Source organism: Burkholderia sp. PvR073 (assembly GCF_054055695.1).
Genome location: NZ_JBSRXO010000001.1, coordinates 1,113,421 through 1,129,231 on the forward strand (window position 1 = coordinate 1,113,421; position 15,811 = coordinate 1,129,231).

The window sequence follows — 15,811 nt, forward strand, 5'->3', positions numbered from 1 at the left end:
TCCGTAGGGAATCGATTTTCCAGACAAGGCGCGCCTTGCCATCGCAAATCTGCTGCCGTGTTGGGTATCCGTTGAGTCACGTCGTCAGTCTCCTCGGGGCAACACACCCAGTGCACACGTCCGGTCGCCCCAGAAGGTGATGACCGGCCTCACGGCCGCTGCCGCGGCGAAAGGGGTATTCATTGTCGCGCCTTCTCGCGCAGAGACGCCATGGCACGCGCGGCGGTCTGATCGAACGGCAGTGGGACCTTGAGGTCACGCGATGTCAGCGTCGTAACCGGACCCATGCGTTTTCTCCAGTCTTGGGGTTCTGAGCGCGCATACACACTCTACTATACTATTTGTATAGTATTTGTGATATACAACGCGTATAGTGCTATCCGTGGTCGCAACGTCGGTTCCGCATCTGTGCTTTTCGCCCCGGTCGGGACGGTCCGATACTGCGCCCAAGCTAACGCGGCGTGACGGTTGGCGGACTGAATGGGGTCTTCGCTTATAAGTACGGATACCTGAATGATTGGAGGCACTGATTTCATTCGTGCGGCTCGATCCCCACGAGATCGTTGTGGATCGCGGTCCTTCGTCGACTACGCTGCTGCAGACTACTAGAACCAGGAAAACGGAGACAAACCCATGGACGTCTTATTCGCTAATGTGCGCGTGGAGACCGCGACCGACGAAGGCTCGAGGTGCCCCCGATGAGTACTTCATATGATTTTGACTACATCGTCATCGGTTCGGGTTTTGGCGGTAGCGTGTCCGCCTGCCGCCTCACTGAAAAAGGCTATTCGGTTGGTGTGATGGAGATGGGGCGGCGTTGGAATGCAGAGGATTTTCCCAAGACCAACTGGGACGCGCGCCGCTGGATGTGGCGACCTAGTTTGAAAATGTTCGGTTTCTACAACATGCGTTTGTTCCGCCACGTCATGGTCTTGAGCGGAAATGCAGTCGGTGGTGGTTCCATCACATACGCGAACGCCTTGCTGGTACCGCCCGACAAGGTGTGGGACGAGGGCTCGTGGGCTGGCCTGAAGGACTGGAAACGCGTCATGCCCCAGTACTACGCGATGGCGGAACGAATGCTCGGCGTAACCGAGAACCAAATTCTGGGCGAGGCCGATTTTCGGCTCAAGAAGATGGCGGACATGCAGGGCGTAGGCGATACATTTCACAACGGCCGTGTGGCGACGTTCTTCGCGCCAAAAGGTGAGACCGGCGGCAAAACCTATGCCGATCCCTACTTCGACGGCGAAGGTCCGGAGCGCGGGACGTGCGTCGGTTGCGGTGGCTGCATGGTCGGTTGCAAGCACAACGCCAAGAATACGCTCGACAAGAATTATCTTTATTTTGCTGAGAAACGTGGCGCGCAGGTTTTTGCCGAAACCAGGGTGGTGGACGTGCGCCCACTCGACGGCAAGGAAGACGGAAGCAACGGCTACGAAGTCTTCACTGAGCGCTCGACCACCTGGTTCAATAAGCCACGACGCAGTTTCCGCTGCCGCGGGGTGGTATTTGCCGCGTCCTCATTGGGCACAATGGAATTGTTGTTCCGGCTCAAGCAGAGCGGCTCCCTACCGCGCATCAGTGATGACCTCGGCAAGCGCGTTCGCACAAATGCCGAGTCTCTCGTTGGCGTGCGCTTTCCGGCCAAAGACAAGAGCATGTCGCTCGGCGTAGCCGGTGGCGCCGGCGTCTATATCGACGAACGGACGCACATCGGCGCGGTGCGCTATCCGGAAGGTTCGGACGCTACCGGTCTGATGATGACCTTACTATCTGGCGGGCGTGCCGGATGGACGCGGATTTTTACCTGGCTATGGACGCTGATAACACATCCGGTGAAAGCAATGCGCGTGCATAACCCCTTCGGATTTGCACGCCAGACCATACTGTTCGTAGTAATGCAGACGGTGGACGCCTTTATCAACATGCAGTTCAAGCGTCGCTGGTATTGGCCGTTTGGCAAGCAATTGTGCACTGAAGGCGGCCCGATCCCTACCTTCATCCCTGAAGCCAACAACTTTGTTGAAAAGGGGGCGAAGGCGCTGGGCGGCATCCCGACGACGTTGCTGACGGAAATTCTATTCAACATTCCGACCACGGCGCATTGCATGGGCGGATGCGCAATGGCGGACTCGCCCGAGCGCGGCGTGATGGACGCTCAGAACCACGTCTTCGGTTATCAAAATTTGCTGATCTGTGACGGCTCGATGCTCAGTGCCAACCTTGGTGTGAATCCCAGTCTCACTATCACCGCGCTGACTGAGCACGCGATGTCCCACATTCCAGCGAAGTCGTCGCACGTTCCCCAGCGTCCGAGTGTCTCCCATGACCACTCCGCATACAACTAACGCCACCCCGTTGAACCAGCCGTTGAGCCTTCCCAATGGCAGCGCGCTCCACAACGGTCTCGCCAAGTCGTCCATGAGTGAGGCGCTGGGTACGTAACCATTTGACGCGCAGACCCGTCGAACAGTATCGGCACCGGGCGGCTTCAGGTATCGCACCAAGTACATACGGGCTTGATCGCGGATCACGATTTTTTCGCTATTGGCGTCGTCAAGGAATGATCATGGAGATTAATGCAATGCGACATCTATTGAAGTCAGGTGTCATCGGACTAGCCCTGGCCGCAACGCTCATTTCCTCGCCAGTTCGGGCAGTCGAGTTATCGTCAGATAACGAGAAGGCGAGTATGCCGATACAGCAACAGGAACGCGAAGTCAGCTGGAAGGACGTGCCAACGCAGACCATCACTGCAGGCGGAGTGGATTTCGCGTATCGGGAGCTTGGGAAGGAACATGTTGGCACACCGGTGATCTTCCTCACCCACTTGGCTGCCGTGCTGGACAATTGGGACCCCCGAGTGGTGGACGGCCTCGCGGCGGAGCATCATGTGATCACGTTCGACAATCGCGGTGTCGGAGCTTCCAGTGGCGCACCATCGAATTCGATTGAGCAGATGGCCGATGATGCCATCAACTTCATCAAGGCCATGGGGTTCACGAAGGTCGATCTTTTTGGCTTTTCGATGGGCGGCATGGTTGCCCAGGAAGTCGTGCTGAAGCAGCCGCAACTCGTCCGCAAGATGATTCTCGCGGGAACGGGTCCTGCCGGTGGGGAAGGCATCAGTGCCGTGACCAGCGTCACCTTTTACGACATGCTTCGAGGTTTCCTCACCGGCCAGGATCCGAAGCAATATCTGTTCTTCACTCGTACGCCAAACGGTATCGAAGCTGGAAAGGCGTTTCTGGCGCGTTTGACGGAGCGTTCGGAAAACCGCGACAAGAAAATCTCCGTGACCGCTTTTCTGGCTCAATTGGAGGCGATTCGCGCATGGGGCCGGAAAGAGCCTGAGAACCTATCACTGGTGCAGAACCCGGTGTTAGTTGTCAACGGCGATAGCGATCGGATGGTCCCAAGCAAGAACTCGGAAGATCTGGCGCGGCGCCTGCCGAACAGCATGCTCATCATCTACCCTGATGCGGGCCATGGCGGGGTGTTTCAGTTCTATGCCGACTTCGTGCCGAAGACGCTCGAGTTCCTTGGCCAATAAGTTTGAAGATAGCGCCCATAAGGGCGACCAGCGCCGAGCACCCCTCCCCCTCCCCCGTACCGGCATCCGTCAACAAAACTGTACCGGTACTGTACAGAAAACCGTCGCTACACTGACTCCATCCCTGTCTCGAACACGAATGGAGAATCCACGATGGAATTCCTCACCCTGAGCGCGTTGCCCGCCGGCATGCTGTTCGCGCTCGTCACGTCGATCACGCCCGGCCCCAACAACACGATGCTGCTCGCCTCCGGCGTCAACTTCGGGTTCCGCCGCACGATGCCGCACCTGTTCGGCATCAGCATCGGCGTCGCGATCCTGATGCTGTGCGTCGGCTTCGGTCTCGGCGAAGCGTTCCGCCGCATGCCGGTCCTGTACACGATCCTCGAAATCGCGAGCGTCGCCTACCTGCTGTACCTCGCATGGCGGATCGGCACGTCCGGCGAGGTGAAGGCGCAAGGCGCCAAGCCACGCCCGATGACGCTCCTCGAAGCCGCCGCGTTCCAGTGGGTCAATCCGAAGGCGTGGATGATGGTGCTGACCGCCGCGACGACGATCCGCCTGTCCGCCGACTACGGGATGAACGCCGCGTGGATGGCCGTCGTGTTCATCCTGATCGGCTTTCCGTGCATCTGCCTGTGGGCCGCGTTCGGCCTCGGCCTGCGCCGCTTCCTGTCGAACCGCCGCGCGTTGCGCATCTTCAACGTGACGATGGCCGTGCTGCTGATCCTGTCGCTGTATCCGCTCATCGCGCATCTGCTGCCGCAGTAAACGCGCACCAGCGCACCCGTTGAGCTTCACGTCATGCAGGCGTACCCTTTCGGTACGGGCGCGTGCAACCGCTTCGGCGGTTGCGGCGCAACTGCATGGAGATTGCCGTGAAGCCAATGCTGAAAGCCGGCGAGCACATCGAGGGCATGCACTGGATTGCCGAGTACCATCCGCTGACGCACGAGATCCGCGTGCTGCGCGAAGACATCGAGATCGGCATCTACTGCGCGCCGCCGACGATGTTCGGTGAAGAGGAAGACATGGGCGCCGCGAACCTCGCCGATCATCGCAGCCGGGAGGCCGCGCTGCGCGCGTATCTGCGCAACTTCGTCAAGGAACACGACGCGGAGGAGTAACGGCGCCGCGGCCGTGAAAATCAACGGGCCGCTGACGCGGCCCGGTCTGCTGTTACGCGTCGGCCGTCTTCCGACCCACCGCAACCCACGCGGAGCCGGCGCATCGCCCCGGCCCCGATTGCGCTCAATGCCCGAGCGACTCGATCTTGCCGCCCGGCTGCGCAACGCCATGCGGCCGCGCCATCTGCTTGATCAGCAACGCGAGGCATGCGAGCAGGCCCGCGACCGCGATCGTCCCGAACACGCCCGCGAACGAAAAGTGTCGGCGCGTCAGCTCCGCAACGAGGAACGATCCGGCGATCCCGCCGAAGCGGCCGACACCCAGCATCCATGCCACGCCCGTGCCGCGCCCTTCGGTCGGGTAGAACGCGGCGGCGAGCGCCGGCATCGACGATTGCGCGGTGTTCATCAGCACGCCGGCGACGAACACGACCAGCACGAGCAGCCCCACATTCCCCGCCGCCTGGCCGATCGCATACACGCTGATCGCGGTCAGCGCATAGCACACGGCGATCACACGGTTCGCGTTGAAGCGGTCCATCAGCACGCCGCACAGCACCGCGCCGACACCGCCGAGCGGGAACAGCGCGGAGATCAGGGTCGCGCTCTTCGGCGTGAGGCCGGCGTCCTTCAGCAGGATCGGCATCCAGTTGATCGACGCGTAGAAGATCACGAGGCCCATGAAGTACGCGATCCACAGCATCACCGAACCGACGATGTACGAGCGCGACAGCACGACGCCGAGCCCCTTGCTGCCCGTCTGCGGCGCGGTTTCGGTCATCACGAACGAACTGGCGTTCAGCGCGTCGCGCGAAATCCGCGCGAGCGTCGTGCGAATCCGGTCGACGCTCTGGCCGTGCGCGACCATGAAGCGCACCGATTCGGGCATCTTCAGCAGCAACAGCACGCCGAGCAGCAGCGGCGTCACGCCGCCGAGCATCAGCACGCTGCGCCAGCCGAAATGCGGAATCATCCACGCGGCGAGGAAGCCGCCGAACGCCGCGCCGAGCGGGAAGCCGCAGAACATCAGGTTGATCACGGTCGCGCGGCGCTTGTCCGGGCAGAACTCGCCCATCATCGTGACCGCGTTCGGCATCGCCGCGCCGAGCCCGACACCGGTGATGAAACGCAGGATCGTCAGGTGCCCGATGGTCGTGGAGAACGCGGACACGAGGCACGCGACGCCGAACAGGAATACCGAGCCGAGCAGCAGCGAGCGGCGCCCGAGGCGATCGGACAACGGGCCCGACACGAGCGCGCCGCAGGCGAGGCCGAACAGCGCGGCGCTCAGCACGGGCGCGAGATCGGGTTTGGTGAGGTTCCATTCGCCGAGCAGCGACGGCGCGATGAAGCCGATCGCGGCCGTATCGAAGCCGTCGAGCAGCACGATCACGAAACACATCAGGAATACGAGCCACTGAAAGCCGCCGAACGGCTGCTCGTTGATGAAGGTCTGGACATCGACCACGGGTGTGCGATTCATCGCTAGTCTCCTTGTCGGCCGAAACTGGCGCTTAAGCGGTCGCTTCGGTCCCATCCAACATTGATATATGCAACAAGCGCGGCCTCGTGGCCGCGCCTTGCCTTCATTCACGCACCGATTCGCCGCCGGCGCGTTCGTCGATCGTCACGGCTCGCCAGCATCGGCAGGCCGTGCGATCGGATCACTGCCGGCGCTCAGCCGGCCTCGCCTAGGCCGCCCCACCTAGGCGGCCCCATCCTGTTCCTTGAAGATCTTGTCCGCGAGATGGAACGCGGAGTTCGCGGCCGGCACGCCGCAGTAGATCGCGGTCTGCAGCAGCACTTCCTTGATCTCGTCGCGCGTCACGCCGTTGTTGCGCGCGGCGCGCAGATGCAGCGCGAGTTCCTCGCCGCGGTTCAGCGCGACCATCATCGCGATGGTCAGCAGGCTGCGCGTATGGCGCGGCAGGCCGTCGCGCGTCCAGATCTCACCCCACGCATAGCGCGTGATCAGGTTCTGGAATTCGTCGGTCACCTCGGTGCGGTTCTCGATCGAACGGTCGACGTGCGCGTCGCCGAGCACCGCGCGACGCACCTTCATCCCTGCTTCATAACGTTGCTGGTCGTCCATCGTCAGTGCCTCACGCGGTCAGGAAGTCGAGCAGCGCGCGGTTGAAACCGTCGGTGCACTCGATGTTCGAAATGTGCGCGACGTCGAATTCGACGTGGCGCGCGCCGGGAATCGCGGCAGCCAGCGCACGGCCCTGGTCGGGCGGCGTCGACATGTCCTTCGCACCGGTCACGACCAGCACCGGCAGTGCGATGCCCTTCACTTCCTCGCGCAGGTCGGCCGCGTTCAGCGCGTCGCAGTTCGCCGCGTAACCGTCCTTGTCGGTATGCACGAAGGTGTCGCGGATCGCATCGAACAGGCGCGGCTCGCGCTCGACGAACGCGTCGGTGAACCAGCGCGGCAGCACGGCGTCGGCGAGCGCGGGCATCCCTTCGGCACGCGCCTTCTGCGCACGCGGCGCCCACACTTCCGGCGAACCGATCTTCGCGGCGGTGTTCGCCAGCACGGCGCGCACGATGCGCGACGGGAAGCGCGCGGCGAGCGCGGCGCCGGTCAGGCCGCCCATCGAGATCCCGCAGAAGTGCGCGCGATCGATGCCGACGTGGTCGAGCAGGCCGATCACGTCGCCCGCGAGCTGGTCGACCGTGTACGAGCCGGCCGGTGCATCGGAATGGCCGTGGCCGCGCGTGTCGTAGCGCAGGATGTTGAAGTGCTGCGTGAGCGGGCGAATCTGCGGCGCCCACATCTGCAGGTCGGCGCCGAGCGAGTTCGAGAAGACGAGCCACGGCGCGTCGTCGCGCGCGGCACGGTCGATCCGGTAATGCAGTTTCACGCCGTTGACAGTGGCGAAGGGCATCAATGTTCTCCTGGTTGTTTCGGGCTCGCGTGCTGGGCGTGCAGCGCGAGCACGGCGTCGACGTAGGCCTGCGCCTCGCCGACGTAATGTGCGGGATCGAGCAGCCGCGCGAGCGCGTCGCGCGACAGGTGGGCCGATACGGTCGCGTCGGCGGCGAGTACGTCGAACAGCGTCGCGCCGGTGCGCACGGCCTCCTTCGACGCATGCTCGACGACATGGTGCGCATCGAGCCGGCCGATCCGGTCGCCGAGCGCGAGCATCACGGCTTCGCCGAGGATCAGCCCGTGCGTCAGGTCGAGGTTCGCGGCGAGGCGTTCGGTGTTCACGTCGAGACCCGCGACGATCTGCGCGATCTGCGCGAGCGCGCCGCCGGTCAGGCGCGCGAGGTCGGGCAGCGCGTCCCATTCGGCCTGCCAGCCGCCGAGCGCGCGCTCGTGCTCCTGGACCATCCCCGCGAACACGGTCGCGACGAGGTTCGGCGCGCGCACCGCGGCCGTCAGCACGGCCGCGCAACCGACCGGGTTGCGCTTGTGCGGCATCGTCGACGAGCCACCCTTGCCGGCGGCCGCCGGTTCGCCGAGCTCACCGACTTCGGTCTGCATCTGCAGCGACACGTCACGCGCAATCTTGCCGAGCGTGCCGGTCAGCATCCCGAAGCACGCGGCGGCTTCCGCGATGCGGTCGCGCTGCGTATGCCACGGCACGGCCGGCACCGCGAGCTTCAGGTCGGCCGCGAGCGCGGCGCTCACGCCGGCCGCCTGCTCGCGCAGGCTCGCCAGCGTGCCGGCCGCGCCGCCGAACTGCAGCACCAGCGCGCGCTCGCGCAATTCGGCGAAGCGCGCGCGATGGCGCAGCAGCGCATCGAGCCATTGCGCGAATTTCAGGCCGAGCGTGATCGGCAGCGCCTGCTGCAGCCACGTGCGGCCGATCATCGGTGTCGCGCGATGCGTGCGCGCGAGCGTCGCGAGCGACGCGCACGCTTCGTCGAGCAGCGGCTCGAGCACGTCGAGCGTGTCGCGCAACTGCAGCACGGTCGCGGTATCGATGATGTCCTGGCTCGTCGCGCCCCAGTGCACGAACTTTGCGGCCTCGGGGTCGTCGGCCTTCACTTGCGCGGTGAGCTGCTTGACGAGCGGAATCGCGAGATTGCCGCCGAGCGCCGCGCCGTGCGCGAGCGCGTCGGCGTCGAGCCGATCGGCATCGCACGCGCGTTCGATGGGCGCGACCGCGGTGGCGGGAATCACCTGCTGCGCGGCGAGCGCGCGCGTGAGCGCGGCTTCGACGTCGAGCATCCGCTGGATCGTCGCGCGGGGCGACCAGATCCGGTTGAGCGGCTCGGTGCCGCAGATGAGGGAGGTCAGGCGGGCGCTGTCTTCGAGCATGGCATCAGAGTGGGGAAACGGCGTGCGCCTATTGTCTACCCAAGCGTGCCGACGTGCGCGGGATCGCGCGCGCCGGCACGCTTGCCGTTCAGGCCGCGGCCTTGCGCGTCGCGTCGATCAGCGGCACGCCGGTCAGCTTCTGCAGTTCGTCGAACGACAGGTCGGTGAAGATCTCGCTCACCGCGAGGCCGTCGGCCGTCACGTCGAGCACGGCGAGATCGGTATAGATGCGGCTCACGCACTGCACGCCGGTGACCGGATACGAGCATTGCGCGACGATCTTGCTCTCGCCCTGTTTCGTCAGATGTTCCATCATCACGAACACCTGCTTCGCGCCGATCGCGAGGTCCATCGCGCCGCCGACGGCCGGAATCGCATCGGGCGCGCCGGTATGCCAGTTCGCGAGGTCGCCGTTCGCCGACACCTGGAACGCGCCGAGCACGCAGTAGTCGAGATGGCCGCCGCGCATCATCGCGAACGAATCCGAGTGGTGGAAATAGGCGCCGCCGGTGAGCAGCGTCACGTGCTGCTTGCCGGCGTTGATCAGCTCGTCGTCTTCCTCGCCGGGCGCGGGCGCCGGGCCCATGCCGAGCAGGCCGTTCTCGCTGTGCAGGAAGATCTCCTTGCTCGGATCGAGGTGGTTCGCCACCAGCGTCGGCACGCCGATGCCGAGGTTCACGTAAGCGCCTTCGGGGATGTCCTGGGCGACGCGCTTGGCCATTTCATCGCGGGTCAGTCGTTTCATTTCGAATTCCTCGGGGCAGTCAGGCGGCTTGGGATGCGGCACGTTCGGCAGCCAGCTCGGCCGCATGCGCGGCCTGCGGCACTTCGACGACACGCTGCACGAAAATGCCCGGCGTCACGATGTGTTCCGGGTTCAGCCCGCCGAGCGGCACGACTTCCGACACCTGCACGATCGCGACCTTCGCGGCGCTCGCCATGATCGGCCCGAAGTTGCGCGCGGTCTTGCGATACACGAGATTGCCCCAGCGATCGCCCTTGTACGCCTTCACCAGCGCGAAATCGGCGTGGATCGGCGTCTCGAACACATACGACTTGCCGTCGATCACGCGCGTTTCCTTGCCTTCCGCGAGCTTCGTGCCGAAGCCCGTCGGCGTGAAGAAGCCGCCGATGCCGGCACCCGCCGCGCGGATCCGCTCCGCGAGGTTGCCCTGCGGCACGAGCTCGAGCTCGAGCTCGCCCGCGCGGTACAACGCGTCGAACACCTGCGAGTCGCTCTGGCGCGGGAACGAGCAGATGATCTTGCGCACCCGCTTCGCCTTGAGCAGCGCCGCGAGGCCCGTCTCGCCATTGCCCGCGTTGTTGTTGACGATCGTCAGGCCGCGCGCGCCCTGCTCGATCAGCGCGTCGATCAGCTCGGACGGCATGCCTGCCGTGCCGAAGCCGCCGATCATGATGGTCGCGCCGTCGTGGACGTCCGCGACCGCCGATTGAAGCGATTCGAAAATCTTGTTGACCATGTCTCTTCCTGATACGAACCCGCGGCACGATGCGCGGCCTGTCGAGGGGACACGCGCGTGTCGCGTGCCGCGCCGGAGGCCGTTGTCGACCTTCGGTATTTGTTCGCTATTCGAACCTAGATTCGATTAGCGAACGATGGCCGATCATAGAGTCGCGCACAGCGCGTTGTCAAGGCGGGATCCCTCGGGGGTCGGCTGGTCGTCGAACGGCAGGCCGACGTAGTTTTCGGCCAGCGACTGCGCGGCGGCCCGCGAGCGCGTCACGTATTTCAGTTCGGCAAACTTCAGGCGATTGACGAACGGCGAGTCGTCCGGCGACGCATGCAGCATGTTCGTCATGAAGTACGAGAAATGCTCGGCGCGCCACACGCGTTCGAGACAGGTCGCCGAATAGCGCTCGAGCGGCGTCGCGTCGCCGTCGCGGTAGCGGGCGCCGAGCGCACGGGACAGCGCGCGGACGTCGGCCACCGCGAGGTTCATCCCCTTCGCGCCGGTCGGCGGCACGATGTGCGCGGCATCGCCGGCGAGGAACAGGCGGCCGTGCTGCATCGTCTCCGAGACGAAGCTGCGCATCGGCGTCACGCTCTTCTGCGTAATCCGGCCCTCGGTCGGCGTCCAGCCGGTGTCGTTCGAGAAGCGCGTGTGCAGTTCGTCCCAGATCCGCGCATCGGACCATTCGGCGAGGTTTTCGTCGGGCTTGCACTGCAGGTAGAGGCGCGTGACCGTCGGCGAGCGCATCGAGAACAGCGCGAAGCCGTTCTCGTGATGCGCGTAGACGAGTTCGTCGAGCGACGGCGCCGCGTCGGCGAGGATGCCGAGCCATGCGAACGGATACACGCGCTCGAACGTGTTCAGCCGCTCGGCGGGAATCGTCTGGCGCGCGATGCCGTGGAAGCCGTCGCAGCCGGCGATGTAGTCGCAGTCGATGCGGTCCGCGCGGCCGTCCGCGTGCTTGAACGTGACGAACGGATGCTCGCTCTCGACATCGTGCAGCGCGACGTCGGTGACTTCGAAGTGCATCGCGTGACCATGCGCGTCGCCGGCCGCGATCAGGTCGCGCACGACTTCGTGCTGGCTGTACACGGTGATCGCGCGCCCGCCGGTAAGCGCGCTCAAATCGATGCGATGGCGCTGGCCGGAGAACAGCAGCTCGATGCCGTGATGTTCGAGCCCTTCGCGGCGCATCCGCTCGCCGAGGCCGGCTTCGTTCAGCGTGTCGACGGTGCCCTGTTCCAGCACGCCGGCCCGAATGCGGTTCTCGCAATATTCGCGCGAACGCGCTTCGACGAGGATGGCATCGACGCCTTGCAGGCGCAGCAGATGGGAAAGCAAAAGGCCGGACGGGCCGGCGCCGATGATGGCGACCTGGGTGCGCATTGTTCGTCTCCTGAACAGTAATTCGAATCGTCGAACACATTTGAGCGCTTTCCCGACTATGCAGCAATGCGATTCAGGAGATATGTTGTATACGCTTTCTAGATACTCGCCTGACGATGGACACGCTCGATCTGAACCTCATTCCCTACCTCGTCGCGCTCGATGACACGCGCAACGTCAGCCGCGCCGGCGACCTGCTCGGCGTGAGCCAGCCGCGCGTGAGCACGGCGCTCGGCCGCCTGCGCGCGTATTTCGGCGATCCGCTGTTCGTGCGCACGTCGCGCGGGATGGAGCCGACGCCGCGCGCGCTCACGCTGCTGCCGGCCGCGCGTGACGCGCTCGCGCAGATCGAGCGCGGCCTCGTCGCGCCGCACGACTTCGATCCGGCGGCGAGCACGCATACGTTCTCGATCGCGCTGTCGGACGTCGGCGAGATCGTGTTCCTGCCGAAGCTGCTGCAGGCGTTCGCGACGCGCGCGCCGCATGCGAACCTGCGCTCGGTCTCGCCCGCGCACGACGAAGTCGGCCGCGGCCTCGAAGCCGGCTCGATCGATCTGGCGGTCGGCTACTTCCCCGATCTCGACGGCAACAACTTCTTCCAGCAGCGGCTGTTCACGCACCGGTTCGTCTGCCTGATGCGACGCGGCCATCCGTTCGAACAGGCGCCGCCGTTCACGGTCGAGCAGTTTCTCGGTTGCGGGCACGCGGTCGTGCGCGCCGAAGGACGCAGCCAGGAAGTGCTCGAGAAATACCTCGCAAAGCAGCGCATGCACCGGCGCGCGGTGCTCGAGACGCCGCACTTCATGAGCCTGCCGTTCATCCTGAGCCGCACCGACCTGATCGCGACGGTGCCGCACGCGATCGGCTATGCGTACGCGGCCGAGCACGCGTTCATCGTGCCGGTCGAGCCGCCGCTGCCGCTGCCGCGCTTCGACCTGAAGCAGCACTGGCATCGCAAGTTCCACAACGATCCGCGTACCGCGTGGCTGCGCGGAGTGGTCGCGTCGCTATTCAACGACGAGCAGGACGAGTGGCCGAAGTGAAGCCAGGCGAGCGGCGGCCCGCACACACGCGCCGCGAAAGCATGAAACAATGACCGGATATTCGCGCCGCCGCAGGCGGCCGCATTCGATGGAGCGACTAGATGGGTAAAAAAACCGTGCGACCCGAGCCGGCCGCATCCCGCCCGAGCCGGAAAGAAGCCGAGGAAGCCGTTCGCGTGCTGCTGCGCTGGGCCGGCGACGATCCCGCCCGCGAAGGCCTGCTCGACACGCCCGCACGCGTCGTGCGCGCGTACGAGGAGTTCTTCGCCGGCTATGCGCTGGAGCCGCGCGAGATCCTCGCGCGCACGTTCAGCGAAGTCGACGGCTACGACGAGATGATCGTGCTGAAGGACATCCGCTTCGAGAGCTACTGCGAACACCACATGGTGCCGATCATCGGCCGCGCGCACGTCGCGTATCTGCCGAATCATCGCGTCGTCGGCATCTCGAAGCTCGCGCGTCTGGTCGACGCGTTCGCGAAGCGCCTGCAGATCCAGGAAAAAATGACCGTGCAGATCGCCGACACGCTGTTCGACGTGCTGCAGCCGAAAGGTGTCGGCGTGATCCTCGAAGCCGCGCACCAGTGCATCTCGACGCGCGGCATCCACAAGCCGGGGGTCGAGATGGTCACGTCGCGCATGCTCGGCACGTTCCGCACCGACCCATCGACGCGGCGCGAATTCCTGTCGATCGTCGCGAATCCTTCTTCAGTCAACCTGACGAATACGTAATGCAGTCCACGAAGCAAGCGGCGAATGCGCCGGTCGTACTCGTGACCGGCGCCGCGCGCCGGGCCGGGCGCGCGTTCGCCGAGTATTTCGCCGCGCACGGCTATCGCACCGCGGTCCACTACGACCGCTCAGCCGATGCCGCGCATGCGGCGGCCCGCACGATCGCCGAACGCGGGCACGACTCCGTCGCGCTGCAGGCCGACCTGTCGGATGCCGCGCAGATCACCGCGTTGATCGACCAGGTGTATGCGCGCTTCGGCCGCCTCGACGTGCTGGTCAACAATGCGTCGGTGTTCTGGCAGGATCATTTTCCGAGCTTCGACCTCGCAGCGTTCGACCAGGCGTGGGCCGTCAACTGCCGCGCACCGATCCTGCTCACGCGCGCGTTCTACGAACGGGCCCGCGCGGCCGGCACGCAGGGCGTCGTCGTAAACGTGGTCGACCAGAAGATCAAGGAAAACTTCCACCGCGACCATTTCAGCTACACGGTCGCGAAGGCCGCGCTCGGCAACCTCACGCAGATGCTCGCGCTGTCGTCGTCGCCGGTGCTGCGCGTGAATGCGGTGTTCCCCGGGCTGATGCTGCCGAGCGACGACCAGACGCAAGCCGACTTCGAACACGCGAGCCGCGCGTCGACGCCGCTCGCGCGCATCGCCGGCCCCGACGACGTCGCGAGCGCGATCCTGCTGCTGACGGGCAGCGCCTACAACGGCGTGGATTTCGTCGTCGACGCGGGGCAGAACCTGATTCGCGTCGACCAGGACGTGCTGTACAAGCATCGCTCGCCTGCCGGCAAGCACTGACCCCGGATGAGCGGCGCCGTTCGCGCGCCGCGTTACGGCTTCTCGGCGCTGCCGCCTTCGCGAACCTTGCCCTGTGCGACGCTCGTGCCGGGCGGCACGCTGTGCGTGAGCCACACATTGCCGCCGATCACCGAGCCGCGCCCGATCGTCACGCGGCCGAGAATCGTCGCGCCCGCGTAGATCACCACGTCGTCCTCGACGATCGGATGGCGCGCATTGCCCTTCACCAGCGTGCCTTCGCCATCGGCCGGGAAGCTCTTCGCGCCGAGCGTGACGGCCTGATACACGCGCACGCGCTCGCCGATGATCGCGGTTTCGCCGATCACGACACCGGTGCCGTGGTCGATGAAGAAGCTCGGGCCGATCTGCGCGCCCGGGTGAATGTCGATGCCGGTGGCCGAGTGCGCGATTTCATTGATGAATCGTGCGAGCAGCGGCACACCGAGTTGGTGCAACGCATGCGCGAGCCGATGGTGCATCATCGCGAGCACGCCGGGATAGCACAGCAGGATCTCGGTGATGTGCTGCGCGGCCGGATCGCCCGCATACGCGGCCTGGATGTCGCTGACCAGCAGCGCGCGAATCGACGGCAACTGCCGGCCGAACTCGCGCGCGATCTCGAACGCGCGTTCGTCGAGCTCGGCGAACGGCGTGTCCACATGCTCGGGCAGGAACGGCAGCGCGCGGCGAACCTGCTCGGACAGAATCCGCAGCGTGCTTTCGAGCGTGTGGCCGACGTAGTAGTCGACGCTTTCGTCGGTCAGATCCGGCGCGCCGTAGTGCGTCGGAAACATCGACGCGCGCAGGCCGGTGACAATCTTGCAGATCGCGTCGCGCGACGGCAACTCGCGGATGCCGCGCGGATGACGTGTGCGATGGAGTTCCTCGCGCGACTCGCGCAAGCCGGCGACGATTTCCTCGAGGCCCCACTGACGGACGGGTGATGTCGACATATGCCAATGCAGGCAGCCGCGCTCGATCGCACGGCCGCTAATAAAGTGACGGGTTCCGCAAGATTACCGCGTTTTTGTCCGGCAGCGGCACGCCGGGGGGATCGGCCGGACGGCCAACGTCGGCGCCGCGCGACGGCGTCAGATCGTGATGCTGCTCGCGTCGATCCAGCGCACGGCCCAGTCGCGCGCGTGCGCGATTGCGTCGCCTTCGTCGTTGAACTGGAGCTCGGTCGGGAAAAAACGGTTGGCGACGAGCTCCCCGTCGCTCGATCGGGAGATCACGACGTAGGGCTTGAACGACCCGTCACTGGCGCGCGCGGGCGCGCAATTCAACAGATAACCGCGGTGCGTGAAAGCAGTAGTCGCTTGCATGAATCCACCACCTCTAGTCCCTTGCTTTGTTGTTCACTACCCGTCTCTAGGGTGCTGCGACGTCCCCGTGCGGGCAGAGGCGGCGAGACCGCATCCCC

General features: G+C 65.0%; 16 protein-coding genes. 7 read left to right on the forward strand and 9 right to left on the reverse strand.

Annotation, left to right across the window (positions count from 1 at the left end; genetic code table 11):
- Positions 1–698: 698 nt before the first annotated feature.
- The 4 genes from ACVK00_RS04950 to ACVK00_RS04965 all read left to right on the forward strand — a co-directional run bounded on the left by ACVK00_RS04950 (position 699) and on the right by ACVK00_RS04965 (position 4,683).
- The gene (locus ACVK00_RS04950) at positions 699–2,351 is read left to right on the forward strand and encodes a GMC family oxidoreductase (RefSeq protein WP_284888549.1); all 1,653 of its coding nucleotides are present in this window, start codon (positions 699–701) and stop codon (positions 2,349–2,351) included.
- A 344-nt stretch (positions 2,352–2,695) separates the two neighbouring features.
- Positions 2,696–3,556 carry an alpha/beta fold hydrolase gene (locus ACVK00_RS04955; RefSeq protein WP_435521281.1) on the forward strand — a complete coding sequence of 287 codons (861 nt, stop codon included), beginning with the start codon at positions 2,696–2,698 and terminating at the stop codon, positions 3,554–3,556.
- A gap of 153 nt (positions 3,557–3,709) precedes the next feature.
- The gene (locus ACVK00_RS04960) at positions 3,710–4,327 is read left to right on the forward strand and encodes a LysE family translocator (protein WP_011659957.1); all 618 of its coding nucleotides are present in this window, start codon (positions 3,710–3,712) and stop codon (positions 4,325–4,327) included.
- A gap of 107 nt (positions 4,328–4,434) precedes the next feature.
- Positions 4,435–4,683, forward strand: a complete 249-nt coding sequence (locus ACVK00_RS04965) for a hypothetical protein (RefSeq protein ID WP_006749284.1) — start codon at positions 4,435–4,437, stop codon at positions 4,681–4,683.
- Positions 4,684–4,807: 124 nt separating this feature from the next.
- Here ACVK00_RS04965 and ACVK00_RS04970 read toward each other — a convergent pair whose 3' ends face one another.
- The 7 genes from ACVK00_RS04970 to pobA form a co-directional block, all read right to left on the reverse strand.
- Positions 4,808–6,166: an MFS transporter gene (locus ACVK00_RS04970; RefSeq protein WP_284888547.1), complete on the reverse strand. Its 1,359-nt coding sequence runs from the start codon at positions 6,164–6,166 to the stop codon at positions 4,808–4,810.
- 222 nt (positions 6,167–6,388) lie between these two features.
- Positions 6,389–6,775, reverse strand: a complete 387-nt coding sequence (pcaC, locus tag ACVK00_RS04975; RefSeq protein WP_006749282.1) for a 4-carboxymuconolactone decarboxylase — start codon at positions 6,773–6,775, stop codon at positions 6,389–6,391.
- 10 nt (positions 6,776–6,785) lie between these two features.
- Entirely contained in the window at positions 6,786–7,571 is a 786-nt protein-coding gene (pcaD, locus tag ACVK00_RS04980; protein WP_284888546.1) for a 3-oxoadipate enol-lactonase, read from the reverse strand.
- Positions 7,571–8,953, reverse strand: a complete 1,383-nt coding sequence (locus ACVK00_RS04985; protein WP_284888545.1) for a 3-carboxy-cis,cis-muconate cycloisomerase — start codon at positions 8,951–8,953, stop codon at positions 7,571–7,573. The genes pcaD and ACVK00_RS04985 overlap by 1 nt, the downstream gene beginning before the upstream one ends.
- Positions 8,954–9,041: 88 nt before the next feature.
- A complete protein-coding gene (locus ACVK00_RS04990) occupies positions 9,042–9,698 on the reverse strand; it encodes a CoA transferase subunit B (protein WP_012365076.1) in 657 nt (218 codons plus the stop codon).
- A gap of 19 nt (positions 9,699–9,717) precedes the next feature.
- The gene (locus tag ACVK00_RS04995) at positions 9,718–10,434 is read right to left on the reverse strand and encodes a 3-oxoacid CoA-transferase subunit A (protein ID WP_228908743.1); all 717 of its coding nucleotides are present in this window, start codon (positions 10,432–10,434) and stop codon (positions 9,718–9,720) included.
- A gap of 144 nt (positions 10,435–10,578) precedes the next feature.
- A complete protein-coding gene (gene pobA / locus ACVK00_RS05000) occupies positions 10,579–11,811 on the reverse strand; it encodes a 4-hydroxybenzoate 3-monooxygenase (RefSeq protein ID WP_175659896.1) in 1,233 nt (410 codons plus the stop codon).
- Positions 11,812–11,927: 116 nt separating this feature from the next.
- Here pobA and ACVK00_RS05005 point away from each other — a divergent pair, with 116 nt between their 5' ends.
- The 3 genes from ACVK00_RS05005 to ACVK00_RS05015 all read left to right on the forward strand — a co-directional run bounded on the left by ACVK00_RS05005 (position 11,928) and on the right by ACVK00_RS05015 (position 14,388).
- Positions 11,928–12,854: a LysR family transcriptional regulator gene (locus ACVK00_RS05005; protein WP_284888544.1), complete on the forward strand. Its 927-nt coding sequence runs from the start codon at positions 11,928–11,930 to the stop codon at positions 12,852–12,854.
- A gap of 101 nt (positions 12,855–12,955) precedes the next feature.
- On the forward strand, positions 12,956–13,585 hold the full coding sequence (gene folE, locus ACVK00_RS05010) for a GTP cyclohydrolase I FolE (RefSeq protein WP_006749275.1): 630 nt from the start codon (positions 12,956–12,958) through the stop codon (positions 13,583–13,585).
- A complete protein-coding gene (locus ACVK00_RS05015) occupies positions 13,585–14,388 on the forward strand; it encodes an SDR family oxidoreductase (protein WP_166722100.1) in 804 nt (267 codons plus the stop codon). The genes folE and ACVK00_RS05015 overlap by 1 nt, the downstream gene beginning before the upstream one ends.
- Positions 14,389–14,420: 32 nt before the next feature.
- On the opposite strand, the gene epsC is transcribed toward ACVK00_RS05015, so the two are convergent.
- A complete protein-coding gene (epsC, locus tag ACVK00_RS05020) occupies positions 14,421–15,341 on the reverse strand; it encodes a serine O-acetyltransferase EpsC (protein ID WP_284888543.1) in 921 nt (306 codons plus the stop codon).
- A gap of 138 nt (positions 15,342–15,479) precedes the next feature.
- The gene (locus tag ACVK00_RS05025) at positions 15,480–15,713 is read right to left on the reverse strand and encodes a hypothetical protein (RefSeq protein ID WP_011659947.1); all 234 of its coding nucleotides are present in this window, start codon (positions 15,711–15,713) and stop codon (positions 15,480–15,482) included.
- Between the last annotated feature and the right edge of the window lie 98 nt (positions 15,714–15,811).